At 72.3% G+C, this 23660-nt stretch carries 20 protein-coding genes; 10 read left to right on the forward strand and 10 right to left on the reverse strand.

Annotated elements, in window-relative coordinates; genetic code table 11:
* Nucleotides 1–5: 5 nt before the first annotated feature.
* Together nhaA and DNL40_RS07655 are read right to left on the reverse strand one after the other, a co-directional pair.
* On the reverse strand, nt 6–1895 hold the full coding sequence (gene nhaA / locus DNL40_RS07650) for a Na+/H+ antiporter NhaA (protein WP_281268442.1): 1890 nt from the start codon (nt 1893–1895) through the stop codon (nt 6–8).
* A complete protein-coding gene (locus tag DNL40_RS07655) occupies nt 1892–2725 on the reverse strand; it encodes an SDR family oxidoreductase (protein ID WP_111250661.1) in 834 nt (277 codons plus the stop codon). Before DNL40_RS07655 ends, nhaA begins: the two co-directional genes overlap by 4 nt.
* 391 nt (nt 2726–3116) lie before the next feature.
* On the opposite strand from DNL40_RS07655, the gene DNL40_RS07660 reads away from it, so the two are divergent.
* Entirely contained in the window at nt 3117–3866 is a 750-nt protein-coding gene (locus DNL40_RS07660) for an Atu4866 domain-containing protein (protein WP_111250662.1), read from the forward strand.
* Between the two features lie 807 nt (nt 3867–4673).
* On the opposite strand, the gene DNL40_RS07670 is transcribed toward DNL40_RS07660, so the two are convergent.
* Complete coding sequence (locus DNL40_RS07670) at nt 4674–5612, reverse strand: NADP-dependent oxidoreductase (RefSeq protein WP_111250664.1); 939 nt, start codon at nt 5610–5612, stop codon at nt 4674–4676.
* Nucleotides 5613–5724: 112 nt separating this feature from the next.
* On the opposite strand from DNL40_RS07670, the gene DNL40_RS07675 reads away from it, so the two are divergent.
* Nucleotides 5725–6243, forward strand: coding sequence for a MarR family winged helix-turn-helix transcriptional regulator (locus tag DNL40_RS07675; RefSeq protein ID WP_111250665.1), 519 nt, complete (start codon nt 5725–5727; stop codon nt 6241–6243).
* A gap of 176 nt (nt 6244–6419) precedes the next feature.
* Here DNL40_RS07675 and DNL40_RS07680 read toward each other — a convergent pair whose 3' ends face one another.
* The 4 genes from DNL40_RS07680 to DNL40_RS07695 all read right to left on the reverse strand — a co-directional run bounded on the left by DNL40_RS07680 (nt 6420) and on the right by DNL40_RS07695 (nt 11556).
* The gene (locus DNL40_RS07680) at nt 6420–8165 is read right to left on the reverse strand and encodes a glycoside hydrolase family 43 protein (protein WP_245885748.1); all 1746 of its coding nucleotides are present in this window, start codon (nt 8163–8165) and stop codon (nt 6420–6422) included.
* Nucleotides 8166–8335: 170 nt separating this feature from the next.
* Nucleotides 8336–9229: a carbohydrate ABC transporter permease gene (locus DNL40_RS07685; protein ID WP_111250666.1), complete on the reverse strand. Its 894-nt coding sequence runs from the start codon at nt 9227–9229 to the stop codon at nt 8336–8338.
* On the reverse strand, nt 9226–10266 hold the full coding sequence (locus DNL40_RS07690) for a carbohydrate ABC transporter permease (protein ID WP_111250667.1): 1041 nt from the start codon (nt 10264–10266) through the stop codon (nt 9226–9228). Before DNL40_RS07690 ends, DNL40_RS07685 begins: the two co-directional genes overlap by 4 nt.
* A gap of 6 nt (nt 10267–10272) precedes the next feature.
* Nucleotides 10273–11556 carry an ABC transporter substrate-binding protein gene (locus tag DNL40_RS07695; RefSeq protein ID WP_111250840.1) on the reverse strand — a complete coding sequence of 428 codons (1284 nt, stop codon included), beginning with the start codon at nt 11554–11556 and terminating at the stop codon, nt 10273–10275.
* Nucleotides 11557–11752: 196 nt separating this feature from the next.
* On the opposite strand from DNL40_RS07695, the gene DNL40_RS07700 reads away from it, so the two are divergent.
* A complete protein-coding gene (locus DNL40_RS07700; protein ID WP_245885751.1) occupies nt 11753–12793 on the forward strand; it encodes a LacI family DNA-binding transcriptional regulator in 1041 nt (346 codons plus the stop codon).
* Between the two features lie 117 nt (nt 12794–12910).
* On the opposite strand, the gene DNL40_RS07705 is transcribed toward DNL40_RS07700, so the two are convergent.
* Entirely contained in the window at nt 12911–13750 is an 840-nt protein-coding gene (locus DNL40_RS07705) for an aldo/keto reductase (protein WP_111250668.1), read from the reverse strand.
* Nucleotides 13751–13902: 152 nt separating this feature from the next.
* Nucleotides 13903–15582, reverse strand: a complete 1680-nt coding sequence (locus tag DNL40_RS07710; RefSeq protein WP_179950999.1) for a putative bifunctional diguanylate cyclase/phosphodiesterase — start codon at nt 15580–15582, stop codon at nt 13903–13905.
* Nucleotides 15583–15888: 306 nt separating this feature from the next.
* Between DNL40_RS07710 and DNL40_RS07715 the strand changes: the two genes are divergently transcribed.
* The gene (locus tag DNL40_RS07715) at nt 15889–16842 is read left to right on the forward strand and encodes a LysR family transcriptional regulator (RefSeq protein WP_179951000.1); all 954 of its coding nucleotides are present in this window, start codon (nt 15889–15891) and stop codon (nt 16840–16842) included.
* A gap of 3 nt (nt 16843–16845) precedes the next feature.
* Here DNL40_RS07715 and DNL40_RS07720 read toward each other — a convergent pair whose 3' ends face one another.
* Nucleotides 16846–17634: a hypothetical protein gene (locus DNL40_RS07720; RefSeq protein ID WP_111250671.1), complete on the reverse strand. Its 789-nt coding sequence runs from the start codon at nt 17632–17634 to the stop codon at nt 16846–16848.
* Between the two features lie 221 nt (nt 17635–17855).
* Between DNL40_RS07720 and DNL40_RS07725 the strand changes: the two genes are divergently transcribed.
* From DNL40_RS07725 to DNL40_RS07750, 6 genes are all read left to right on the forward strand, one after another.
* Nucleotides 17856–18893, forward strand: a complete 1038-nt coding sequence (locus DNL40_RS07725; protein ID WP_218926015.1) for a LacI family DNA-binding transcriptional regulator — start codon at nt 17856–17858, stop codon at nt 18891–18893.
* Between the two features lie 147 nt (nt 18894–19040).
* On the forward strand, nt 19041–20096 hold the full coding sequence (locus tag DNL40_RS07730; RefSeq protein WP_111250672.1) for an extracellular solute-binding protein: 1056 nt from the start codon (nt 19041–19043) through the stop codon (nt 20094–20096).
* Nucleotides 20097–20140: 44 nt separating this feature from the next.
* A complete protein-coding gene (locus tag DNL40_RS07735) occupies nt 20141–20986 on the forward strand; it encodes an ABC transporter permease (protein ID WP_146252047.1) in 846 nt (281 codons plus the stop codon).
* Complete coding sequence (locus DNL40_RS07740; protein WP_218926016.1) at nt 20983–21774, forward strand: ABC transporter permease; 792 nt, start codon at nt 20983–20985, stop codon at nt 21772–21774. Before DNL40_RS07735 ends, DNL40_RS07740 begins: the two co-directional genes overlap by 4 nt.
* Nucleotides 21771–22838: an ABC transporter ATP-binding protein gene (locus DNL40_RS07745; RefSeq protein ID WP_179951001.1), complete on the forward strand. Its 1068-nt coding sequence runs from the start codon at nt 21771–21773 to the stop codon at nt 22836–22838. The genes DNL40_RS07740 and DNL40_RS07745 overlap by 4 nt, the downstream gene beginning before the upstream one ends.
* On the forward strand, nt 22835–23632 hold the full coding sequence (locus DNL40_RS07750; protein ID WP_111250675.1) for an MBL fold metallo-hydrolase: 798 nt from the start codon (nt 22835–22837) through the stop codon (nt 23630–23632). Before DNL40_RS07745 ends, DNL40_RS07750 begins: the two co-directional genes overlap by 4 nt.
* Nucleotides 23633–23660: the final 28 nt, after the last annotated feature.

Here is a 23660-nt window from a genome sequence, read left to right on the forward strand (position 1 = left end):
CCTCCTTAGTTCGGGATGAGATCGGTGACCGGGGCACGGTGCTGCGCCGTGGCGCTGGGGGCATCGGGGACCGCCGCCGGGAACAGCGCGGCGCGCAGCGCCTCGACGTCGACCGGGCCGTCGTACAGCAGGCCGTTGACGAAGAATGCCGGCGGACCGGGCAGGCCCATGGCCGCCGCGTCAGCGGCGTCCTCCCGAACCCGGGCGAGGTGGGAGCCGTGCCGCAGTGCGTCGTCGAGCCGGTCCAGATTCAGGCCGGCCTCGGCGGCGCACCGACGCACATCGCGGGACGTGAGGCGACCGGCGGTTGCGGCGAGCGCGTCGTGCATTTGCCAGAACCGACCCTGCGCGGAGGCCTCCTCGACAGCCTGTGCGGACTCCAGCGCCACAGGATCGTCGGTGGGGAGGTGCCGGAAGATGAACTGGAGCTGCTCGCCGAGCTCGGCGCGCAGCTCGTCCACGGTCTCCACGGCGCGCCCGGCCACTCCGAAGGCGAACGACGCATAGACCACGAGCTGGGTCGGGGCATCCGGCTCCCCGCGCAGATGGTCGCGTCCGCCGTCGACGGGCCGGATCAGGGGCTCCGCCGGCGTGGGCCGGCGGCGGTCGGTCCGGGCGGCGAGCGCGAAGGCTGCCGCGGCCAGGAGCCCGGCGATCACGGAGGCCGCGAACACGCCGATGCGCGCGTCGGCTCGCAGCGTGGAGTCGGTCAGGGCCAGGTCGATGATGAACAACGAGATCGTGAAACCGATGCCGGACACCAGGCCGCCCGCCACCAGGTGTCTGGCGTGCAGCCCGGGGGCAAGGCGGCCGAGCCGCAGACCCACCGCCGCGGTCGCACCCAGCGTGACCCCGACCAGCTTGCCCCCGACCAGGCCGAGGATCACGGCCCAGGTGACGGGGGACGTCATCGCGGAGCGGAGCGTGGGTGCGTCGAGCACCACCCCGGCGTTCGCCACCGCGAAGAGGGGCACCACGGCCAGGTTCACGTAGGGTGCGTACAAGTTGTGCAGGCGCTCGTTCACGGACACGGCGCGCGCGATCCGCAAGGAGGCTTCCCTGCCCCGCCGTGGAGTGGGCGTCCGCGAGAACAGGGCAGCGGCCTCGGCAGCCGTCTCGACCTTGTCGCGGTTTGGTGGGTAGACCGGTATCACTAGCCCGATCGCAACCCCGGCGAGGGTGGCGTGCATACCCGACTCGAGCACCGCGACCCAGACGACGACACCCAGCAGAAGATAGGCCAGGCCCCGCCACACCCGCAGGCGCCGGAGCGCCGCGATAGCCACGGTGGCGACGACCGCCACGGCGAGCGGCGCGAGCCGGAGATCCTCCGTGTAGGCGAGTGCCACGACCGCGAGTGCTCCGACGTCGTCGACCACGGCCAGTGTCAGCAGGAACAGCCGCAGTGCGGCCGGTGCCCGGCGGCCGACGACGGCAAGCAGCCCGAGGACGAACGCCGTGTCCGTGGAGATGACGACGCCCCAGGCGCCGACCGCCTCCGGGGGTGCTCCTGCCCAGCCGAGGAGCGAGACGTAGAGGCCGGCGGGGAGCAGCAGCCCGGCGAGGGCGGCGATGATGGGCACCCGGGCTCGGCGTGGGTCCCGCAGCTCACCGATCGTGAACTCACGCTTGGCCTCGAGGCTGATGAGAAAGAAGAAGAACGCCATGAGGGCGTCGTTGACCCAGTGCCGCAGGTCGAGCGACAGCTCGACGCCGCCCACGGCCACGGAGGCCGGAGTGTGCCAGAACGACTCGTAGGTCGAGCCGGGCAGGTTGGCCCAGACGAGTGCACCGCCCGTCGCCAGGAGCAAGGCAATGGCAGCGACGGCAGGAGACGCGTCGAGCCGCGCGCCCAGTCGCCGGTCCTGCCCGGGGTCCGTCGAGAGGCGAGTCACCGCAGGCTCCAGCGTGGGCGCTCCCGGGTGGGTGTGCCTTGCACACCTGGCAGAACGGCATCCTGCAGGGTGGGCAGGACCACCATGTCGGTCACCGTCACGTGCGGCGGCTGGTCCAGGCCGAACATGATCGCGGCGGCGACGTCGGCCGGATCGACAGGCGGAACCTGGTGCCGGAGCGACTGCCACTCCTTGCGTGCGCTGCGGTCGCTCATCGTCGAGCCCAGGCGGGTCGCGGTGGCGCCGGGCTGCACCTGATGTACTCGCACCCCCTGGGGGCCGAGCTCGACCCGCAAGGTCCGGGCAAGCTGACCTACGGCTGCTTCGACCGCTGAGTACACCGCGAAGCGGGGAAATCCAGAGCGGCCTGCGATGGCACCTACCAGGACGAGGTCGCTGCGCTCGTCGCTCTCGGCCGCGACACACAGGTCACGTAGGAAGGTCTGCGAGGTGTGCAACATCCCAGTGAGGTTGGCGTCGATCATCTCCGACCACTCTCCGGGCACGCTGTGTGCGAACGACCCCCCTGACATCGTTCCGGCGCCTGCGATGACGGCATCGATCGGAGCAGACAGGCGGGCGGCAAGGTTGTCACGGGCCTCCCGCAGGGAGAAGGCGTCCGACACGTCGACCTCAGCCCATACCACTTGTTCGCTGGCGTTGCGGGCAAGGTCGGTTGCCGCATAGCGCAGCGCGCGCCCATCTCGGTCGAGCATTGCCACCGCGTCACCGCGCGCCACCAGGAGCCTCGCGCACGCCAGGCCGATACCGCTGGCAGCACCTGTGACCACAGCGACCCGGTGGGGCCCTGGGCTGGCTGTGGGTTCCATGCGGCAAGACCTCCCGGAGATCAGGCGTGCCTGACGAGCGGTGCTATGTCGAGAACCAGCGAAGCCGATCGTGACGCCATGTGCCTGGCTGTGTCACTGCCAGGTTGGGACCCGGCACAGGCCATCACCGGGGCGCTGGGGTCGTGGCCGCATGGTTGCGTCCGGAACGACAACCGATGCATGAGACGCAGAGCGCACCGCCAGCACGACGCGTGCTCCCGGGTGTCCGAAACCTGGGTGCATCGCGGCCTGGTTCCTATCTCACCGCGCGACGAACCTACTGGTCAGGCATCCGAGGTGGCTGCCGAACACTCGCCTCCAGACGCGAGGCCGCCGGTCCTCGCTCGCGCAACGGTCACATTCATCAGGCACCTTTACCGAGGAGCACGCAATGAGCATCAACGACACCGTGAGCTGGAACGCTCAGGCCCTCGACGAGATCCTCTCGAACGACGACGAGCGTCCCGTCCTGTTCACCAACGCCCGCATCCTGACGATGGACCCGCTGATCGGGACCATGACCGGCGCGGACCTCCTGTTCGTCGGCTCGCTGATCGTGGGAGTCGGCCCCGGCATCGTCACCGCCGCCGGAGACGACAACGCCATCGTCGTCGACTGCACTGGCATGACCATCGCCCCCGCAGTCGTGGACACCGTCGCGCTGGCCGGCGGCCGCGGCCACCGCTCCGATTACGTCGCGACGCTGACCCCGGGCAACGTCACCGACTTCCTGGTGCTGCCCGACGAACTCGCGCCCGACGTTCCGAACGCGGTGGCCGCCCTCATGACCAAGCCAGAGCGCGTTCGCGCACTCGTCGCGACGGGCCAGCCGGTCCTGTGGGCAGGCGCCGACGTCCCTGGCCGGCCCACCGCCCCCGAGCCGGGCATGCCGACCGCGCCGGATCTGACCGGTAGCCCGCGAATCGGCGTCTGGATCGACAAGAACGACTTTCTGTACCAGGAACTGACCGCGGATGGCCGCTACGACGAGACCCGGGGCGGCCGCCCGCACGCCTACCAGGGCCGCTACTGGGTCGACGGTGACCGCATCGACTACCTGGACGACCTTGGATTCTGGGCCTACGGAGAGTTCAGGGGCGACGAGCTGCACCATGCGGGCTATGTCATGAAGCACAGTTGACGTTCCCACCAATCAGAAGGGCACACGGTCCCGACCCCGGGCTTGCGGCACCGGGGATCGGGACCCCGGCCTGATCGAGGACTGGTGTAGATGGCGTGGAGGATCTGCCGCTTGAAGTCGGGTCGAGGGTGAGGGGACCGCCGCCGTCACCCTCGGCGTCGAGACCGACGTCCTCAGGCTCGACCTCGACCAGATCACCGACGCTGAGCGCGTCGCAGTCGTGACCATCACTTCGACCCATCGTTTCGGCGCCAGATCTTCGTGGAGATCGTCCAGTCCAGCACCTGGCCCAAGTGACGAGAGAGCGTCGCTCGACGCGCTGGCTCGGCTCGGGCACGCGCTCGCGGACGAGACCCGGGCGCGGATCCTGCTCGCCCTGCTGACGCGTTGGGGCGTCTCGCGCCAGGTGATGTCCAACCAGCTGCGTGCCTCCGTGGCCTTCTACGGGCTCGCGCTGTTCGTCACCGTCGACGCCCTGCGCAACCTGTTCAGGGCGGGGGAGCCGGCCCGCTCCACCGGCGGGGTCGTCCTGGCCACGGTGAGCCGGGTCGTGCTGCCTCTGCTCTCGTGGTTCGAGCGGCGCACCGGGCTCGAGCTCGGCTCCGCCTCTGTCGTCGCCGACTCTCGGCAGACCCTGCTGTGCTCGTACCTGTTCGGCGTGCTACTGGCGGGTCTGGTGCTCAGCTCCACCGTGGGCTGGGGTTGGGGCTGGTGCGCTCGTGCGTTGCCCGTGGACTGGTCTGTGCGTGACAGCGCCGCTGTGGCCGGCCTGGTCTGGCCGCAGCGGCGCCGTGCTGGCATCGGTCGTCATCCGGCGGGCGGCACCACCACGACCTTGCCGTGCACCTGCCCGGCCTCGGCCTTCCGGTGCAGCTCGGGCAGCTCGCTGAGCGGGACGTGCTGGGCGATCTCGACGCGGAGCTCGCCGTCGTCGACGAGGCGGACGAGCTGGGAGAGCGCGTCGGCGTCGGGGTGGACGTAGACGGTCTCGGCGCGTACGCCACGGGCCTCGTCGCTGGGCGTCTCGACCCTGGGGGTGGTGGAGACGACGACGCCTCCGTCGCGGACCCGGGTAGCGAGGGCGGCGAAGCTCTCGGGGGTGACGGGCGCGAGGTTGAGGAGGACGTCGACGGGCTCGGTCACGGCGTCGAGCAGGGACGTCGTGGTGTGGTCGACGATCTCGTCGGCGCCCGCGGACTGGACGGAGTCCTTGCTGCGGGGGCTGGCGGTGGCGACGACGTGGGCTCCGGCCCGCTTGGCGAGCTGGACGGCGTAGCCGCCCACGGGGCCGCCTGCGCCGTTGATCAGCACGCGCTGCCCGGCCTCCAGCCGTCCGGCCTCGAAGAGCGCCTGCCACGCGGTGAGCCCGACGGACGGGAGCCCGGCCGCGTCGGCGAGCGGGATGCTCGTCGGGGCCGTGACCAGCGCGTCCGCCGGTGCGACGACGTGCTGGGCTGCGGAGCCGTTCGCGGTCATCGGGATGAAGCCGACGACGTCCTGCCCCACGGTGAGGCCGTCCACCCCCTGGCCGAGCGCCTCGATCGTGCCGGAGACGTCGTAGCCGGGGGTGTGCGGCATGGTGATCGGGATCGGGAGGAACCCGCCGCGCATCCCTCCGTCGGCGGGGTTGTAGGCGGAGCCTGCGACGCGGACCAGCACCTCGCCGGGGCCCGGGACCGGCTGGTCGACGTCCTCGTACCGCAGGACCTCGGGGCCGCCCGTCTGGTGGAACCGCACTGCCTTCATGGTCTGTCTCCCTCGTCATGTGCTTCGGGTTCGAAGCAACTGAGTGAGACGCTAGCACTGCTTCGAATCAGAAGCAACAGGTTCGCATTCGAAGTATCGGTAGGATCGGGGTATGTCCTCAGAGCCCCGCCCCCTGGACCCCGTGCAGCTCGGCGCGTACTTCGCCCTCATCGAGGCGAGCAGCCTGCTCCGGCACGCCGTCGACCAGCAGCTCCAGGAGGCCGGAGACCTCAGCTACGTGCAGTTCCAGCTCCTGGCCACGCTCGGCGACGCCCCTGGAGGCAGCCGGCGGATGACGGATCTCGCCGACGGCGTCGTCTACAGCCGCAGCGGGCTGACCTACCAGGCCCAGACGCTGGAGAAGCGAGGGCTCGTCACCCGTGCCCCGTCGCCCGACGACGAGCGCGGCATCACCGTGACCATCACCGACGAGGGCCGTGCCGTGCTCGCCCAGGTCTTCCCCGGCCACGTCGCCGTCCTGGAGGAGCTCCTGTTCGCCCCGCTCTCGGCGGACGACGTCGCCACGCTCGCCGAGATCCTCACCCGCGCGCGAGACCACATGCGCCAGGCCCCGCCGCGGTCGGCGGCGTCGCGGCGCCGCAAGAAGGCGCCCGGCGCGGGCCCGGTCTGACAAGCGCCGGCCTGACAGGCGCCGGCCTGACAGGCGCCGGTCTGCCAGATGCCGGCGCCGAGGCCCCGCACCGAGCCGGTGCGGGGCCTTCGTACGGCGGCGCTCGCGCCGTAGCCCTTCGTACAGCGGCGCTCGCGCCGGAGCCCCTCGCGGCCCCGCGGCCGACGGCGCTCGCCTCAGGCCGGGTGGTACTCGAGCCGCGCGCGGACCGAGCCCGCCGCCGGCCCGCCGTCGCTCGTCGCGAAGACGCCGATCCACAGGCCGAGGAACCCGCCCGTCGTGACGGTGTCGAGCCATCGGGCGTCGGCGGTCGCGACCGCCTGCCGGGCCGCCCTCGCAGCGCCGGACGAGGCGCCGGTGCCGCCCTCCTCGACGAAGAGCTCGTAGTCCACGCCCCGCCCCCGGAGGCCGAGCACGACGACGCCGCCCTGGGGCGCGACCGTCGTCTCGCCGAGCACCTCCTCGACGCCGGGCACGACCCCGGGCGCGGACCCTGTCGCGACGGCGGTCTCGCCGTCGGCACGACCGGGGGAGCGCGTGCCGTCCTCGCCGCCGGACCGGCGCACGGCACGCACGGCGTACCCCTCGGCGGTGGGCGTGACGTCGAGGGTCACGTGGTCCTTCTCCGACTGCCGCAGCACCAGCCCGGCGCGCTCGCCCGGTCGCAGCCCGGTGACGTCGAGACGCACGAGGACGTCCACGTCCCGGTGCTGCTGGCGGACGCCCACGAACGCGGGCGTGGCGGGCTCCGTCAGCGACTCCGAGCGCACGGACAGGTGCCAGCCGTCGCCGTCGGGCGTGGCGACCGAGGTGGGCAAGGTCCGCAGCGCCGTCCAGCGGGCGTCGTCGGGCCCGACGACGCCGGGGGAGGCTGCGGGGTTCCACCCCGCCGCCGAACCGGCTGCGGCGGGTTCGTCCCCGCCCGGCCTGGACCTGTCCGGCCCGGACCCGCCCGGCTCGCCCCGGCCCGGCACCTCGACCTCGTCGGGCACCATGCCGACGCCCGGGGCGAGCACGGGCCAGCCGTCCTCCCAGACCACCGGGACCAGGAACGTCTCGCGGCCGAGCGGGTAGTGGTACCCGCCGTAGGTGCGCATGGCCAGCAGGACGGCGAACCAGTCCCCGGTCGGCGTCTGCACCAGGTCCGCGTGCCCGACGCCGACGACGGGGTGGGCCCGGCCCAGGTGCCGGTGGGTGAGGATCGGGTTGCCCTTGCTGCCCGTGTACGGGCCGGTCACGGTGTCCGCGCGGGCCACCGAGATCGCGTGGTGGAACTCGGTGCCGGCCTCGGCCGCGAGCAGGTAGTAGACGCCGTCCACCTTGTAGAGGTGCGGCCCCTCGGCCCACACGGCGCCCGTCACGGCCCCGTTCCACACCACGTGCTCGGGCCCGGTCAGCCGCAGCGAGTCACGGTCCAGCTCCCGCACCCACACCTCGGTCTGGTCGTGCCAGCCGGCCCGCTCCTTCTCGACGAGCCGGGTGCCGTGCACCCAGACGCGGCCGTCGTCGTCGAAGAACAGGGACGGGTCGATGCCGCGCTCGTCGATCCACACGGGGTCGGACCAGGGCCCGGCGGCGTCGTCGGCGAAGCACAGGAAGTTGCCGCCGCGCTCGTCGTCGTTCTGGTCCACCAGCGTGCACACCACCCAGAACCGCTCGCCGTCGTGGCGGATGGTGGGCGCGTACAGCCCGCCGGAGGAACGGATGCCGCCGAAGTCGAGCATGCCCTCGCGGTCGATGACGTGCCCCACGGTCTCCCAGGAGGCGAGGTCGCGCGAGCGCATGACCGGCAGGCCGGGCAGGTACTCGAAGGTGGAGCAGACGAGGTAGTACCAGTCGCCCACCCGGCAGATGCTCGGGTCCGGGTAGCACCCGGGGAGGATCGGGTTGCGGGCCACGGTCACGGTGCGGACGACGGTCAAGTGCGGATCACCTCAGAGGTCGGAGGGCCGGCGCGCGCCAGGGGCGCGTCGGCGGAGCGGGGCCGCGCGACGGCGCGGGCTCCCGGGACGGCACGAGGCCGACGACGGCGGTCCACCGCCGCCGTCGGCCCCTTCCCGGGAAGGGCGGCTCGGCGCCGCCCTGGGCCGGGTCAGCCCTTGATGGCGCCCGTCAGGCCGCCGACGATCCGCTTCTCGAACAGGGAGAAGAAGATCAGCGCCGGGATCATCGACAGCGACGTGAACGCCAGCACCCTGGCGGTGTCCACCGAGTACTGCGACGCGAAGTTGGCCACGCCCAGCGGCAGCGTGAACGTCTCCGGGTCGCTGAGGATGAACAGCGGCAGCATGTAGCCGTTCCACGCGCCGATGAACGCGAGGATGCCGGTGGTGATGACGCCCGGCAGGGACAGCGGGATGACCATCCGCCAGAAGAACCCGAGGCGGCTGGCGCCGTCGATGCTGGCCGCCTCCTCGAGCTCCTTGGGGATCGCCCGCAGGAACGGGACCAGGATGATGACGGTCGTGGGCAGGGCGAACGCGATCTGCGGCAGGATGATGCCGGCCAGCGAGTTCGTCAGGCCCAGCGTGCGCACCATGAGGTACAGCGGCGTGATCGCCACCGTCATGGGGAACATCAGGCCCGCCGCGAACAGGGAGTACATGGCTCCCTTGCCCTTGAACTGGTAGCGGGCGATGACGTACGAGGCCATCACACCGAGGACGACCACGCCCACGGTGGTGCCCAGCGCCGAGATCGTCGAGTTCTTCATCGCGATCCAGAACGACGGGCTGGCCAGCACCTCGGTGTAGTTGCTGAACACCCACGGCGACGGGAACCCGGACGGGTCCGCCGTGATCTGCGAGTTGGTGCGGAACCCGCCGAGGATGATGTAGAGCACGGGGCTCACGCACGCCACGATGAGCACCAGCGCGATGAGGTACGTGACCGGGCTGCCCCAGCCGAACTTCTTCGAGCCGCGGACCTCGTACGTGCCGGGCGCCGCCGGCGGCAGCCCTGCCGGGAGGGTGACGGAGGCGGTCACTTCTTCTTCCCCTTCCGCCCGGAGGCGCCGGTCAGCGCCCCGTCCGTGTCACGCCGCAGGACGAACCGCTGGTACACCAGCGCGACGGTCAGCGAGATCAGGAACAGCACGACGGCCACCGCGCTGCCGTAGCCGTAGTTCCCGGCCATGTGGCCGTTGAGGTACATGTACGTGGCCATCGTGGAGGTGCCCGCGGTGGACGCCACGTACTGACCCCAGATGATGTTCACCAGGTCGAAGAGCTGCAGCGCGCCGATGATCGACAGGAACGCCCAGATCCGGATCGTCGGGCCCAGCAGCGGCAGCGTGATGCGGAACTGCTGCTGCCAGAACGAGGCGCCGTCGATCGCCGCGGCCTCGTACAGCTCCTCCGGGATGGACTGCAGGCCGGCGAGCATGAGGATGACGGCGAAGCCCACGTACTTCCACGTGAGGATCAGCATGAGCGTGCCCATGGCGATGTCCGGGTCGGCGAGCCAGCTCTGCTGGAGGTTGCTGAGCCCGAGCTTGGCCAGGAGCGTGTTGAGCGCCCCGGTGTCGGCCATCATGAGCGACCAGCCCGTACCCACGATGACCTCGGAGATCACGTACGGCACGAAGATCAGCATGCGGATCACGGAGCGTCCGCGGATCTTCTGGTTCATCAGGAGCGCGAACAGGATGGCGATCGGCCCCTGGAGCACCAGCGAGAAGAACAGGATGACGAAGTTGTGGCCGACGGCGGCGTGGAACGTCGGGTCGGTCAGGATCGTCACGTAGTTGCGCAGACCGGCGAAGTCGGTCGGCGGGCCGAACCCCTTCCAGCGGAAGAAGCCGTAGTAGGCCGCCATCCCCACGGGGGCGATGACGAAGGTCAGGAAGACGATGATGGCGGGCCCGGACAGCACCGCGATCTCTGCGCGCTTGCGCCAGTCGGCCCCCGGGCGAGACGTGCTCGCCACCGGTCGACCCGCGGGGGGCGGCGTCATGCCGCCCCCCGCGGGCGAGGGACCCTCAGGCGCCGCTGTCCCTGCGGACAGGACCTGGGAGTCGGACATGTCAGATCACCCGCGCGCCGCGGCGGATTCCATCGTGGAGATGATGCTGTCGGCGTTGCCCTTGCCGGCGAGCATGTCGACGACGGCGGTGTTGAGCGCGTTGCCGACGCTCTGGCCGAGCACGGTGTCCATCCAGGTGCTCACGTAGGCGGCCTCGTTGTAGGCCTCCATGATCGGCTGGAGGGCCGGGTCGGCCACGACGCTCTGCGCCTGCTGGTTGGCCGGGATGGTCTGGTACGCCTCGGCGTACTTCTCCTGCTGGTCCTTCGTGGCGAGGAAGTTGAGGAAGTCCTCGCACGCGGCGGGGGAGTCCTGCGAGCAGCTGAAGCCGTCGACGCCGCCCATCATGGCGCTGGCGTCACCCTTCTGGCCGTCGATGGACGGGAACGGGAACCAGCCGAGGTCCGGCAGGGGCTCGCCGTCCGGGGTCAGGGACGCGATGACGCCCACGTTCCAGCCGCCCATGAGCTCCATGGCGGCCTTGTGGTTGGCGACCAGGCCGGCGGACGAGCCCGCGCCCTGCTGGGCGGGGGTGGTCAGGAAGCCGGTGTTGAACGGCTCGGTGCCCGCGAACTCCTCGAGGTCCTGGCCGGCCTTCTTCCAGCAGGGGTCGGAGAAGTCGGTCGAGCCGGCGAGGTTGGCGATGGTCTCCTGCGAGCACTCGCGCAGGGCGAAGAAGTAGAACCAGTGCGCGGCCGGCCAGGCGTCCTTGGCGCCCAGCGCGATCGGCTGCACGCCGGAGGCCTTGAGCTTGGCGACGGCGTCCTCGAGCTCGGCCATCGTGGTGGGGGTCTCGGTGATGCCGGCCTGCTCGAAGAGGTCCTTCGAGTAGAAGATGCCGCCCGGCAGCACCGCGGTGGGCATGGCGTAGTTCTTGCCGTCGACCTCGAACGCCGACAGCGCCGCGCCCATGGACGACTTCGCGTCGTCGCTGAGCAGGTCGCTCAGGTCCTTGACCCGGCCGGTCGCCACGATGTCCGCGAGCTTCTGGCCACCGCGGGCCATGAAGATGTCGGGCAGGTCTCCGGAGTTGACGGCGGTCTGGAGCTTGCCGTCCATGTCCTCGTTCTGGATCGACTGGATGTTGAAGGTGACGTCCGGGTTCTCGGCGGTGTACGCGGCCGTCGCCTCCTCCCAGTACGCCTTGCCGGGGCCGGTGGTCGAGTTGTGCCAGATGGTCAGCTCCACCGGGCCGTCGGCCGGGGCCGAGTCGCCGCTGGAGCAGGCGGCGAGGCCACCCATCCCCATGATCACGGCGGTCGCGAGCGCGAACGACTTGCGCACCCTCATCTTCATGACTGCTCCTCTTCCTTGAGAACGTCGTCCGCGCCGTCGCGGTACGACTCCCGCCTGCACGGCGGGGACACCCGGGGGTAGGCGCTACATTCGCTGGCCTGGGAGCCGGCTGTCAATCGTTGTCGATAACGGTTTCGTCACGTCCCGCTGCGGTGTACCCGATTTCCCTTTCCGGGGCTACCGTTCGTCCGTGAGCACCGACGCCCACCCTGCCGACTTCGCCTCCGAGCCCGTCGGCCGCGTGACCATCTCCGACGTGGCCCGTGCTGCGGGCGTGTCGGTGGCGACCGTCTCGAAGGTGGTCAACGGCCGGTACGGGGTGGCGGCGGAGACCTCGCAGCGGGTGCTGGAGGTGGTGGCCCGTCTTGGTTACGAGACCTCGCTGGTGGCCAGCTCGTTGCGGCGGCGCAAGACGAACGTCATCGGGATCTTGGTCGCGGAGTTCGAGCCGTTCTCGACCGAGCTGCTCAAGGGCATCTCTGGTGCGGTGGGCGGTACCGGCTACGAGCTGCTGGCGTACTCGGGTGCGGTCAGCGACGACAACCGGGTGGGCTGGGAGCGGCGGTCGCTGTCCCGCCTGGCGGGAACGCTGATCGACGGGGCCGTGATCGTGACCCCGACGGTGGTGGTCGCCGGGGCGGGGATCCCCGTGGTGGCGATCGACCCGCACACCGGTCCGGGTGGGCCGTGGACCGTCGATGCGGACAACGTGGGCGGGGCCCGCGCCGCCGTGGAGCACCTGGTAGGCCTGGGGCATCGGCGGATCGCCCACGTGCGGGGTCGCACCGATCTGGAGTCGGCGCGGTTGCGCGAGCAGGGTTACCGCGAGTCCCTGGCCGAGGCGGGTATCGGGTTCGACCCCGCGCTGGTGCGTGACGGCGGCTACCGGGCTTCGCGGACCACGGACTCGGCCCGTGAGCTGTTGAGCCTGCCCGACCGGCCGACGGCGGTGTTCGCCGCCAACGACCTGTCCGCGCTGCGGGTGATCGAGGTGGCCCACGAGCTGGGGCTGCGGGTGCCGCAGGACCTGTCGGTCGTCGGGTTCGACGACATCCCCGAGGCGTCCAGCGGCGACCAGCGACTGACGACGGTGGCGCAGCCGCTGCGGCAGATGGGCGCCCGCGCCGCACAGATGCTGCTCGCCATGCTCGACGGCGCAGGCACCGAGGAGCACGTCCACATGCCCGCCCGCCTGATCGTCCGCGAGACCACCGCACCCCCGCCCGCCTGACCGGTCCGGACCGGCGTCCAGGAACCACCTGAGAGCGTTGTGGGCGGGAGACTCGCCGCAGTCCGGGGAGGACTGCGGCGAGTCTCCCGCCCACAACGGAGGGGTGAGGCGGAGAGGTCAGGCGGGGACGTAGTCGAAGACGTCCGGGTCGGGCCCCGTGCGGTGGCCGCGGTCGAGCGCACCGATCGTCGCGACGTCCTCGTCGGTGAGCTCGAAGTCGAAGAGCGCGAAGTTCTCCTCGACGCGGCTGCGCGTCACCGACTTGGGGAACACGACGTCACCACGCTGCAGGTGCCAGCGCAGCGTCACCTGGGCGGTGGTGCGGCCCACGCGCTCGGCGATCTGCTGCAGGGCCGGGTCGTCGAGCACGAGGCCCTGGGCGATGGGCGACCACGCCTCGGTGACGATGCCGTGCTCGGCGCCGAAGGCGCGCACCGCCTCGTTGGTGAGGTACGGGTGCACCTCGATCTGGTTGACGGCGGGCACCACGTCGGTCTCGTCCAGGAGGCGCTGCAGGTGCGGCACCTGGAAGTTCGAGACGCCGATCGCGCGGGCCTTGCCGGCGCGGTAGATCTCGATCATCGCGTTCCAGGTCTCGACGTAGTCGACGTCGATGGTGGGCAGCGGCCAGTGGATGAGGAACAGGTCCATCTGCTCGACGCCGAGGTCCGCGAGGCTCTGGTCGGCGGCGCGCAGCGCGTCGTCCCGGCGGTGGAACCCGTTGTTGAGCTTGCTGGTGACGAACACGTCCTCGCGGGCGAGGCCCGACTCGCGCAGCGCCTCGCCCACCCCACGCTCGTTGCCGTACATCTCGGCGGTGTCGATGTGGCGGTAGCCCACCTCGAGCGCGGTCAGCACGGCGTCCTTGGTGTCGGCCGGCGGCACCTGGTACGTGCCGAAGCCCAGCTGGGGGATCGTCACGCCGTTGTTGAGAGCGACGTCGGGAACTGCAGTCACGGAAGAGTCTCCTTCGGCAGGTTTTCGCAGGCGGGGCGTACGGCCCCGCACGAGCCAACCGGGGGCGCTCGGGCGGAAATTCCTTCCACGAGCACCTTGGCCATAGGGGTTCGCTATCGGGGCGAGAAGGCCCCGGCATCCATGCTGGTCCCTCAGGCGGAGCGGTGCAGCACGGCGGTCGCCGGAGGGTGCGGGGCCGGCTTGCCGTACAGGTAGCCCTGCCCGTGGGAGCAGCCGCGGCGGCGCAGCCAGTCCGCCTGCTCCGGGGTCTCGATGCCCTCGGCGACGACGTCGAGCCCGAGCGCGTCGGCCATCGCGAGGATCGCCGTCACCACCGGCATGGGCTGGTCGGGGTCGGTGAGGGGGCTGATGAACGAGCGGTCGATCTTGAGGATGTCGACGCGCAGCTGGTCCAGGCGGTGGAGGCTGGAGTGGCCGGTGCCGAAGTCGTCGATGGCGAGGCGCACGCCGGCGTCGGCCAGGGTGACGAGGTTGGCGCGCACGGCTCGGGAGGCGAGGCTGAAGTCGCTCTCGACGAGCTCGATGATGAGCCGTTCGGGTGCGAGGGCGGCGTCGGCGACGTGCCGCAGCACGCGCCGCGCGTAGGTCGGGTCCTGCAGCTCGGCGCCGGACGCGTTGACGCTGACCGCCACGGGGCGTCCGTCGTGGTGCCACGTGGTGGCGCTGTGGACGGCGGTGGACAGGATCCAGTCCCCGAGCTCGAGCATGGTGCCGGTCTGCTCGGCGAGGCGGATGAACTGGTCGGGCGGCACGATCTGCCCGTCGGGCCGCACCCAGCGCACCAGGGCCTCGGCCTTGTCCACCGTGCCCGTGGCCAGGTCGACGACGGGCTGGTAGTGCAGCACGAACTCCTGGTCCTCCAGGGCGCGCCGGATGTCGGCGCCGTTGTGGACGGTGCTGCCGCGGGGGGCGGTGACGGTCTGGCCGTACCCGCGGCTCTTGGCCTGGAAGATGGCGGCGTCGGCGCGCAGCATCAGCATGGTGAGCGTCTCGCCGGCGATGCACCAGGCGACGCCGGCGGTGAGGCTGAGGCCGGACGACAGCGACCGCATGGTGTCCAGCAGGGAGTCGACCTGGTCGGGCGTGACGTCGTCGACCAGCACGGTGAACTCGTCGCCGCCGTGTCTGGCCAGGAGGGTGCCCGGGGGGAGCGCCGCGGACCAGGAGCGCCCGAGCCGCAGCAGGAGGTCGTCGCCGTGCTTGTGCCCGCGGCGGTCGTTGGTGGCCTTGAGCTCGTCGATGTCGATGACGAGGAGAGCGGCGGGCCGGCTGCCGTCGTAGGCCCCGAGGAACGCCTCGGCGCGCCGTTCGAAGCCGCGCCGGTTGGTCAGTCCGGTGATGTAGTCGCGCTCGGCGAGGTCGCTGGCGCGCACGAGCCAGCTGACAGCCGTGGTGAGCAGCAGCGCGATACCGACCCCTCGCACCATCTCGGGCGCGCCGAAGGCGGGGTTGTCGCGCAGCACGGCGAAGGCGAGCACGCCGATCATGACGGTGTGCCCCCAGGCGACCGGCCGGGGGTAGAGGTAGAACGCCGGCACGAGGAGGGGCAGATACATCAGCGCGGCGGAGACGGCCTCGGAGCCGTGGCCGGCGAGATGGATCGAGACGGTCAGCAGGAGCGCGCCGAGGGTCATGGAGACCCCGACCAGCCAGGGGATCATCCGCTTGATCAGGAGGAACAGCGGTGCGGCCAGGAGCACGAGGGCGTTGCCGATCAGCCGTTCCCGGGCGTGGTTGCCGGTCTCCTGGAGCGCGACGACGTTGGCGACGACGCCGATGAGGGCGCTCGCGCCGAAGAGGAGCGCGAGCATGCGTCCCACCATCGGGCCGGACGCGACCGCAGGTGTGCGCGAGGTCGTGCGCGCCCGCCGCAGCGATCCGGGAGTCCGGGTGAGGTGCATCACAGTCCCCTCATCGGCCGGCCGGGTGACAGGTGTGAGCCACAGCGGTCGAATCGTTGCTAGAGCGGTTTGCTATCGCTCCCACAAGTGCTGTCTATGGGACGCGACGGTGCCCCGTCAGGGTCCAGGAGGGCGGTGGTCGCGGCAGCGGGGGGCGGCCGCCCCAGGGCTAGGCTGAGCCGCCCGGCGCCACGGCCGGCGCGGTGGAGGAGAGCGATGGACGTCCGACAGATCGAGTTCTTCCTGGCGGTGGTGGAGGAGCGCAGCTTCACCCGTGCCGCCGAGGCGAGCCACGTGAGCCAGCCCGGCCTGTCGTCCTCCATCCGCAGCCTCGAGCGCGAGCTGCGCGTGCGGCTGTTCGAGCGCTCCCCGCGCGGGGTCAGCCTGACGCCGTCGGGCGAGGCGTTCCTCCCGCGGGCGCGGCGCATGCTCGACGACGCCCGTGCCGTGCGCCAGGAGGTGCTCGAGGCCTCGGGCGAGGTCCGAGGGAGCCTGCGGCTGGGGGCCGAGCAGTGCCTCGGTGACCTCGTCGACCTGCCGGACCTGCTCGCCACCTTCCACGGGCGCCACCCCGGCGTGACGCTGAGCATGGTGCAGGCCGGCACCGGGTCGTTGCTCGACGCCGTGCGGCGCGGTGAGCTCGACGTCGCCCTCGTGGGCACCCCGGTGGACGCCGACGCCACGCTCGCCGGCCTCGAGACCGTCGACCTCGCCCTCCACGGGTTCGAGCTGCTCGCCGCACCGGACCATGCCGTGGCCGCGACCGGGTGCGTCTGCCTTACCGACCTGACGTCCACCGAGTTCGTCGACCTGGACGTGGCGTGGGGCGCGCGCCGTGTCGTCGACGCCGTGTTCGCCGGGCGGGGGCTGGAGCGGCGCATCGCCTTCACGGTCAACGACGTGCACCTGCTGATCGACCTCGTCCGGCAGGGCCTGGCCGTCGCGCTCGTGCCCGCGTCCGTGGGCGAGAAGCCGCAGGCCGCCGGCCTCTCGCGCCTCCCTCTCGACGACGCGGTGCTCCGCTGGAGCGTGCGTGCCGTCGTGGCACCGGGGGCGGGCAACGCGGGCCGCCTGTTCGCCGACATGCTGGTACCGACGGCGGCGATGGACGACGGTCCCGCGGTGGAGGACGCGCCCGCGGTGGGCGACGCCGTGGTGGCGGGGCGCTAGCGGTCAGCCGCGCACGACCGGCTCGGCCACCGGCACGCTGGCGGCCATCCGGACCGCGTCCTCGGCGCTGATGCCGCTGGTCCCCGCGGCCGTCCACAGGTTCGTGGTGCTCAGCAGGTAGGTGCGCTCGCCGTCGGACCACGTCACGTGCAGGGGGCCGTAGCCGTTCTCGGCCTGGGTCACCACGACCTCGGTGCCGCTGCTCAGCCTCACCGTGCGAGCCACGAGCACGGGCGCCCGGGGGTGATCGACCGGGATCGCGGACGGCTGGACCACGAGCCGCACCTCCGTCGCGGGGTGATAGGTACCGGCCGCCACGCCCTCCGGGGTCTCCTGCCCGGGCGGCACCAGCGTGTCCGCGTTCGCCTCCCCGGCCAGCTCGTAGGTGACGACCGTGCCCAGCACCGCGGGCTGCACCCCCGTGACGCCGCGCCACGCCAGGTCGGTCACCTGCGCCGTCGGGCACGTGACGGCCACCCGTGCGACGGTGGGCGGCGTCCAGGCCGGCAGGGGCACCGATGCGGAGCAGCCCTCCGTCGTGGGAGCCGTCACGGCCGGGTCGTCCGACGGTGCGCCGACCTCGGCAGGCATGACGATGCCCGGCGGCGCAGCGCCGGGCGGGGCGTGGCCGGAACCGGCGCACCCTGCCACCGTCATCACGAGGCCCACCGCTCCCGCCACGCCCATCCTGCCCGCCAGGGCTGGGACCCGGTGCGCGAGACGGGTGCCGTGACGGGCCGGGTGCCGGGCGGTGCTGGCGGTGGCGTCGGGGAGGCCCTCGGTCGGGTGCACGGCACCACGATCCCAGCCCGGCCCCGCCCGTGTGGGCAGGGGAGCGGGTGAAGGCCGCCGCCGGTCGGGTCGGCGTTCTCGCCGGTCCGTCACGGCTGGCCGGGGCCGGGCTTGCCCGGCACGGCGCGATGCGGAACGCTGCGCCTGACCAGGGTGTCGCTCGGGTGCAGGGGTTCCGCTGCCCCGGGGGCACCGGCGCCGTCGAGAAGAGGGAGTCGAGCGTGCCCGACCGCCGGCCGCTGCTCCGCGACGTCGCGCAGCGCGCGAACGCCTCGGTGTCCCTGGTGAGCCACGCGCTCAACGGCAGCGGCCGCGTCTCGGAGGAGACGCGGGCGCGGATCCTCAAGGCGGCGGAGGAGCTGGGGTACCGCTCCAACCGGTACGCGCGCCTGCTGCGCACGGGCCGGCGCGAGGACGTCGGCGTGGTGATCCGCAACATGCACAACCCGATGTTCCTCGACGTGCTGACGTCGCTGGAGGAGGCGGCCCGCCGGGAGGACCGGGCGCTGCTGGTCACCAACTCCCGCTATGACGTGGCGGAGCAGCGCAAGCTCCTCGACCACCTGCTCGACCTGGGGGTAGGGCGGATCGTGATCGCTCCCGTGGCGGGCCTGACCGACCTGCGGGCGTGGCAGGCCGAGCACCCGGAGGTTCACGTCGTCGCGCTGAACGCCACCGGGGGCGACGGCGAGGGCGCGGCGCCCGGGGCCCCGGGCCTCGGCTCGGTCAACCCGGACCACCGGGCGGCGGTGGGGCTGGCGCTCGCCCTCGTGGCGGAGCGTGGGCACCGGGCGGTCGACTTCGTCGCCGCCCCCGCGGGGCTGGCGTCGGACACGGTGCGCGAGCGGGCGTTCGCGGAGGCGTGCGCGGCGCACGGGATCGTGGGGAGGGTGCGCCGCACGCCGCTGGACGCCCGCGCGGTCTCCGGGTTCCTGGCCGACGACCTGCGGGCGCGCGTGCTCGGGGCCGGGGTCCCTGAGCACCCCTGCTACCTGTTCAACAGCGACTACCTGGCGGCCGTGGCGTACGGCGTGGCGGCGGACCTGGGGCTGCGGGTGGGGCGGGACCTGAGCGTGGTGGGCCACGACGACCTGCCGACGTCGGCCCTCCTGGACCCGGGCCTGACCACCCTGGCGTTCGACCGTACCCGGGTGGGTGTGGAGGCGCTGCGCCTGGTGGTAGAGGCCCCGGGGGAGCACGTGGTGCTCCCCGTCGAGCTGCGGGTGCGCGGCTCGGTGGCCGACCTCGGCGCTCGCTGACGCCTCCCGTTCACCGGGAGTTCTCGCACTCGTCGCGTATCCGTCCGACGACGGCCGTCTGCGGTTCCCTCGTTGCTGTAACGATTTCGCACGGCGGGCAGCGAGCCCGCCGACATCGCCTCGTCAGTGCCCCGTCAGGAGAACCCCATGCGCTCGCGCCCCCGCACCACCGCCGCGGCGATCGCCGCCGCAGCGGCGACCCTCGCCCTGGCCGCCTGCGGCTCGTCCCAGCCGGTCCAGGCCCAGGGCGACCTCGCCCACGAGCCCGACGGCGACATGGTCGTCACCTACAACAGCCCCGCGGAGTGGGCCAACTTCGGGGAGGTGCTGAGCGCGTTCTCCACGGCGAGCGGCATCCAGGCGCCCAACGACCCCAAGAACTCCGGCCAGGCGCTCGCCGCCCTGCAGACCGAGGCCGCCGCCCCGGTGGCCGACGTCGTCTACGTGGGCATCGCCTTCGCCCAGCAGCTCGTGGACGCCGACCTCCTTCAGCCGTACACCCCCGCCGGTGCGGAGGACCTGCCCGAGGACAACCGCTCGGCCGACGAGCTGTGGCACGTGGTGCACTCCGGCACGGTCGCGTTCCTCGTCAACACCGACGCCCTCGGCGACGTCCCGGTGCCGCGCTCGTGGGCCGACCTGCTCAAGCCCGAGTACCGCGGCATGGTGTCCTACCTCGACCCGGCGCAGGCCGCCGTCGGCTACTCCGTGGCCACCGCCGCCAACCACGCGCTCGGCGGGGACCTGGACGACTGGGAGCCCGGCCTCGACTACCTCGAGAAGCTCGCCGCCAACGGCGCCACCACCCCCGCGCAGACGGCCACCGCCTCGCTCGCCCAGGGCGAGATCCCCATCCTGATCGACGCCGACTTCAACGGGTACAACCTCCAGGAGGAGGGCAGCAACATCGAGGTGGTCATCCCCGCCGAGGGCAGCCTCGAGATCCCCTACGTCGTCGGCCTGGTCAAGGACGCCCCGCACCCCAACAACGGCCGCAACCTGCTGGACTTCTACTTCTCCGCCGAGGGCGAGCGCCTGTTCTCCGAGGGCTTCATGCGGCCCGCGGGCGGAGGGTTCCCCGAGGACCTCGCCGACAAGGTGCTCCCGGCCTCCGAGTACGAGCGGGCCGTGACCGTCGACTACGCCCGCATGGGCGCCGTCCAGGCCGACTTCGTCGAGCAGTACGACCAGCGGGTGCGCTGAGCGTGACCGCAGCAGCACCTCTGCTCCGCCGGCCCCGCCGGGCGGTGAGCGGCGCCACCGCGCGCTTCTCCTCGCTCGGCGCGGCCGTGCCGGGCATCGCCCTGCTCGTGGCGTTCGGCGTGGTCCCCCTGGCCGTGCTGACGGTCACCGCGCTCGGGCTCGGAGCCACGGGCGCGGGGGAGGAGCCCGGCCTCACGCTGGACAACCTCACCCAGGCGGTGACGAGCCCGCGGCTGCGGCAGGAGCTCGTCGCCTCGGTCGTGGTGGGCATCGGCTCGGTGCTCATCATGCTGGTGGCCGGCATCCCGCTCACGCTCGCCATGTCACGGCACGGCGGGCAGGTGGGGCACGGTCGGCTCACGAGCGTCGTGTTCACCCTCCCGATCGCCCTGCCCGGCATCGTGGTCGGCTTCTTCACGATCCTGATGCTCGGCCGCACCGGCATCTTCGGCCAGGTCGTCCCGGCGCTCGGCGGGGCGGCGTACACGTTGCCCGGCATCTTCGTCGCCTACGTGTACTTCTCGTTCCCGCGCGTCATCGGCCCCCTGCAGGCGGCGATGTCCACGTTCGACCACTCGCTGGTGGACACGGCCCGCACGCTCGGCGCCTCCCGCGCCCGCGCGTTCGTCTCGGTGACGCTCCCCGTGGTGCTGCCCGCGGTGGTCCAGGTGCTCGGCACCGCGGCGGCGGTGACGATCGGCGGCTACGGCACCATCGCCACCCTCGCCCAGAGCGAGCGCCTGCTGCCCCTGTCCGTGGCGGACCGGCTGTCCAACGGCTACCAGGTGGCCTCGGCGTCCGGCCTCGCCGTCGTCCTCGCGCTGCTCGCGGCCGGGACGCTGGCCGTCTCGCGCCTGCTGAGCGCCTGGCTCGAGCGGAGGCTGCGATGAGAGGTCTGCCCGACACCCTCGGCACGCGCATGGCCGTCGGCCTGTGCGTGGTGTTCGTGCTGCTGCCGGTGGCCACCTCGGTCGCGGTCGCCACGAGCGTCAGCTCCGCCCGCGGGCTGTGGGGCGACGGCGTCACCCTGCAGTGGCTCGTCACGGGCTGGGAGCAGATCAGCCCCACGCTGGGCCGCAGCACCGCCGTGGCCCTCGGCGTCGTGGCCGCCAACCTGGTGCTCGGCGGGCCGCTGGCCATGTGGCTCGCCCGCAGCCCCTCCCGGCTCACGCGCGCGGTCTCGTTCCTGGCCACCCTCCCGCTGGCCGTGCCGGGCATCGCCCTGAGCATCGGCCTCATCACCGTCTACCCCCAGCTGCGGCCCAGCGGCCTGCTGCTGTTCCTGGGCCACGTGCTGCTCACCCTGCCGTTCACGCTCGCCGCGCTGACACCCGTGCTGGCCGACCAGGAGCTGCAGGACTGCGAGAACGCGGCCACCACGCTGGGCGCCGCCGGGTGGCGGGTGCTGGCCACGGTCACCGTGCCGTTCAGCGCCACCGCCCTGGTGCAGGTCGTGATCACCGCCTTCGCCCTGTCCTTCGGGGAGTTCAACATCAGCTTCTTCATCAACCCGCCTGCCGCCCCGATGGCGCCGTTCGCCCTGTTCGACGCCTACTCCACCCAGCGCCTGGAGCTGGCCTCGGCCAAGACGGTGCTGTTCATGCTCTGCCTCGTGCCCGTGCTGGCCCTCCTCGTGGCCGCCCGGCGCACCCCCTCGACCAGGAAGGCCCGCCCGTGAGCGAGAGCGGACTCGTCATCGACGACCTGAGCGTCGACTACGACTCGACCCGGGCCGTGTCCGGCCTGAGCCTGCACGTCCCCGACGGCCAGACCCTGGCGATCGTGGGCCCGTCCGGCTGTGGCAAGAGCACGGTGCTGCGCACGATCGCGGGGCTGACCCGCCCGGCGGAGGGCCGCGTGGTCGTGGGCGGGCGGGACCTGACCCACGTGCCGGCCTCGGCCCGCGACGTCGGCCTCGTGCCGCAGAACTACGCCCTGTTCCCGCACCTGAGCGTGCGGGGCAACATCGAGTACGGGCTCAAGGCCCGCGGTGTGGACAAGGTGGCGCGGCGCGAGGCCGTGGACCGGCTGCTGGCCTTCACCGAGCTCACCCCGCTGGCGCAGCGCCGGCCCTCCCAGCTCTCGGGCGGTCAGCGCCAGCGCGTGGCCCTGGCCCGCGCGATGGCGATCGAGCCGAGCGTGCTGCTGCTGGACGAGCCGCTGGCCGCCCTCGACCCGCAGTTGCGCGGTGCGATGCGCCGCCAGCTCCTGGACCTGCTGGGCGCCACCACGAGCATCAACGTCATCGTCACCCACGACCGCCACGAGGCGCTGTCGATGGCCGACGTCGTCGCGGTGATGCGCGACGGCCGGCTCGTCCAGGCGGGCTCGCCGCGCGAGCTGTGGCAGGCCCCGGCCGACGCGTTCGTGGCCGACTTCCTGTGCGGGGCCACGTACGTCGACGTCGTGCTGGACCAGGACGCCGTCCACGCGTTCGACGGCCGCTGGGCCATCCCGTACGCGGCCGTCGACGCCGCGCGCCCGGCCACGGGCCGCGCCCGGGGGCGGCTGCTCCTGCGGCCCGACTCCCTGGTGCTGTCCGAGCACCGCGGCACGGGCACCGTGCCGGCGCTGGTGCGTCACGCCGAGTTCGTGGGCGAGTCCACCCTCGTCACGCTCGAGGTCGCCGGCACCGCCGTGTCCGTCCGCACCGACCAGCCGGTGACCACCGGCACCACCGTGCACGCCGGCCTCGCCGGCCGGCCCGTCGCGCACCCCCACCCCGAGGAGATCGCAGCATGACCCTGACCCTGGAGATCCTGGGCAGCAACGCCACCGCCCCCACCGCGCACGGTCCGGCGTCGGGCTACCTGCTGCACACCGAGGGCGGGCTGGTGCTCGTGGACGCAGGGCCGGGCGTCATGGCGGAGCTGGTCAGCCGGCACGACCTGGCCGACCTGCGCGCGATCGTCGTCACCCACCTGCACGCCGACCACTCCCTGGACCTGATGGCGCTGGCCTACCGGTGGACGTTCCCCGTGGCCCTCGACCGCATCCCGCTGTACGCACCCGCGGCGGACCTGGCCCGCCTGCGCGCGTTCGACGAGGTCTTCGGCATCACGTCGCTGCCGGGGATGGCGATGCCGATCCACGAGGCGTTCGACGTGCGCGGCCTGCACCTGGACGGCCGTGAGGAGCCCGGCCTCGAGGCCCTCGGGCTGAGCCTGCGCTCCTACCGTGCCCACCACCCCGTCCCGGCCGCGTGCCTGCGGTTCACGACGACGGGAGCCGACCGGCGCGTGGTCGCGTTCTCCGGCGACACCGGGCGCTGCCCGGGCCTGGAGGAGGCCGCGCACGAGGCGGACCTGCTGGTGTGCGAGGCCACCTACCTGGAGGCGGACGACGCCGCGCTCGACGGGCACGGCCACCTGACAGGCCTGATGGCGGGCACCGCTGCCAAGCAGGCCGGCGTGCGCCACCTCGTGGTGTCCCACGTAGCCACGGACGACATGCGCCCGCACGTGGGCGGCCAGGCGGCCCAGACGTTCGACGGCGTGGTGAGCGTGGCCGCGCGCGGCAAGCGGTTCCACCTCTGAGGCTCCGCCTCGCGACGGATCCGCCGGG

Source organism: Xylanimonas oleitrophica (assembly GCF_003244315.1).
Classification (GTDB): domain Bacteria; phylum Actinomycetota; class Actinomycetes; order Actinomycetales; family Cellulomonadaceae; genus Xylanimonas_A; species Xylanimonas_A oleitrophica.

Bases quoted from the DNA above. Each gene is read 5' to 3' on its own strand.
- DNL40_RS07750 (WP_111250675.1), top strand. From the start codon at position 22,835: ATGACCCTGACCCTGGAGATCCTGGGCAGCAACGCCACCGCCCCCACC.
- DNL40_RS07715 (WP_179951000.1), top strand. From the start codon at position 15,889: ATGGACGTCCGACAGATCGAGTTCTTCCTGGCGGTGGTGGAGGAGCGC.
- DNL40_RS07740 (WP_218926016.1), top strand. From the start codon at position 20,983: ATGAGAGGTCTGCCCGACACCCTCGGCACGCGCATGGCCGTCGGCCTG.
- DNL40_RS07670 (WP_111250664.1), bottom strand. From the start codon at position 5,612: ATGAAGGCAGTGCGGTTCCACCAGACGGGCGGCCCCGAGGTCCTGCGG.
- DNL40_RS07675 (WP_111250665.1), top strand. From the start codon at position 5,725: ATGTCCTCAGAGCCCCGCCCCCTGGACCCCGTGCAGCTCGGCGCGTAC.
- DNL40_RS07730 (WP_111250672.1), top strand. From the start codon at position 19,041: ATGCGCTCGCGCCCCCGCACCACCGCCGCGGCGATCGCCGCCGCAGCG.
- DNL40_RS07690 (WP_111250667.1), bottom strand. From the start codon at position 10,266: ATGTCCGACTCCCAGGTCCTGTCCGCAGGGACAGCGGCGCCTGAGGGT.
- DNL40_RS07655 (WP_111250661.1), bottom strand. From the start codon at position 2,725: ATGGAACCCACAGCCAGCCCAGGGCCCCACCGGGTCGCTGTGGTCACA.
- DNL40_RS07660 (WP_111250662.1), top strand. From the start codon at position 3,117: ATGAGCATCAACGACACCGTGAGCTGGAACGCTCAGGCCCTCGACGAG.
- DNL40_RS07710 (WP_179950999.1), bottom strand. From the start codon at position 15,582: ATGCTCGCGCTCCTCTTCGGCGCGAGCGCCCTCATCGGCGTCGTCGCC.
- DNL40_RS07695 (WP_111250840.1), bottom strand. From the start codon at position 11,556: ATGAGGGTGCGCAAGTCGTTCGCGCTCGCGACCGCCGTGATCATGGGG.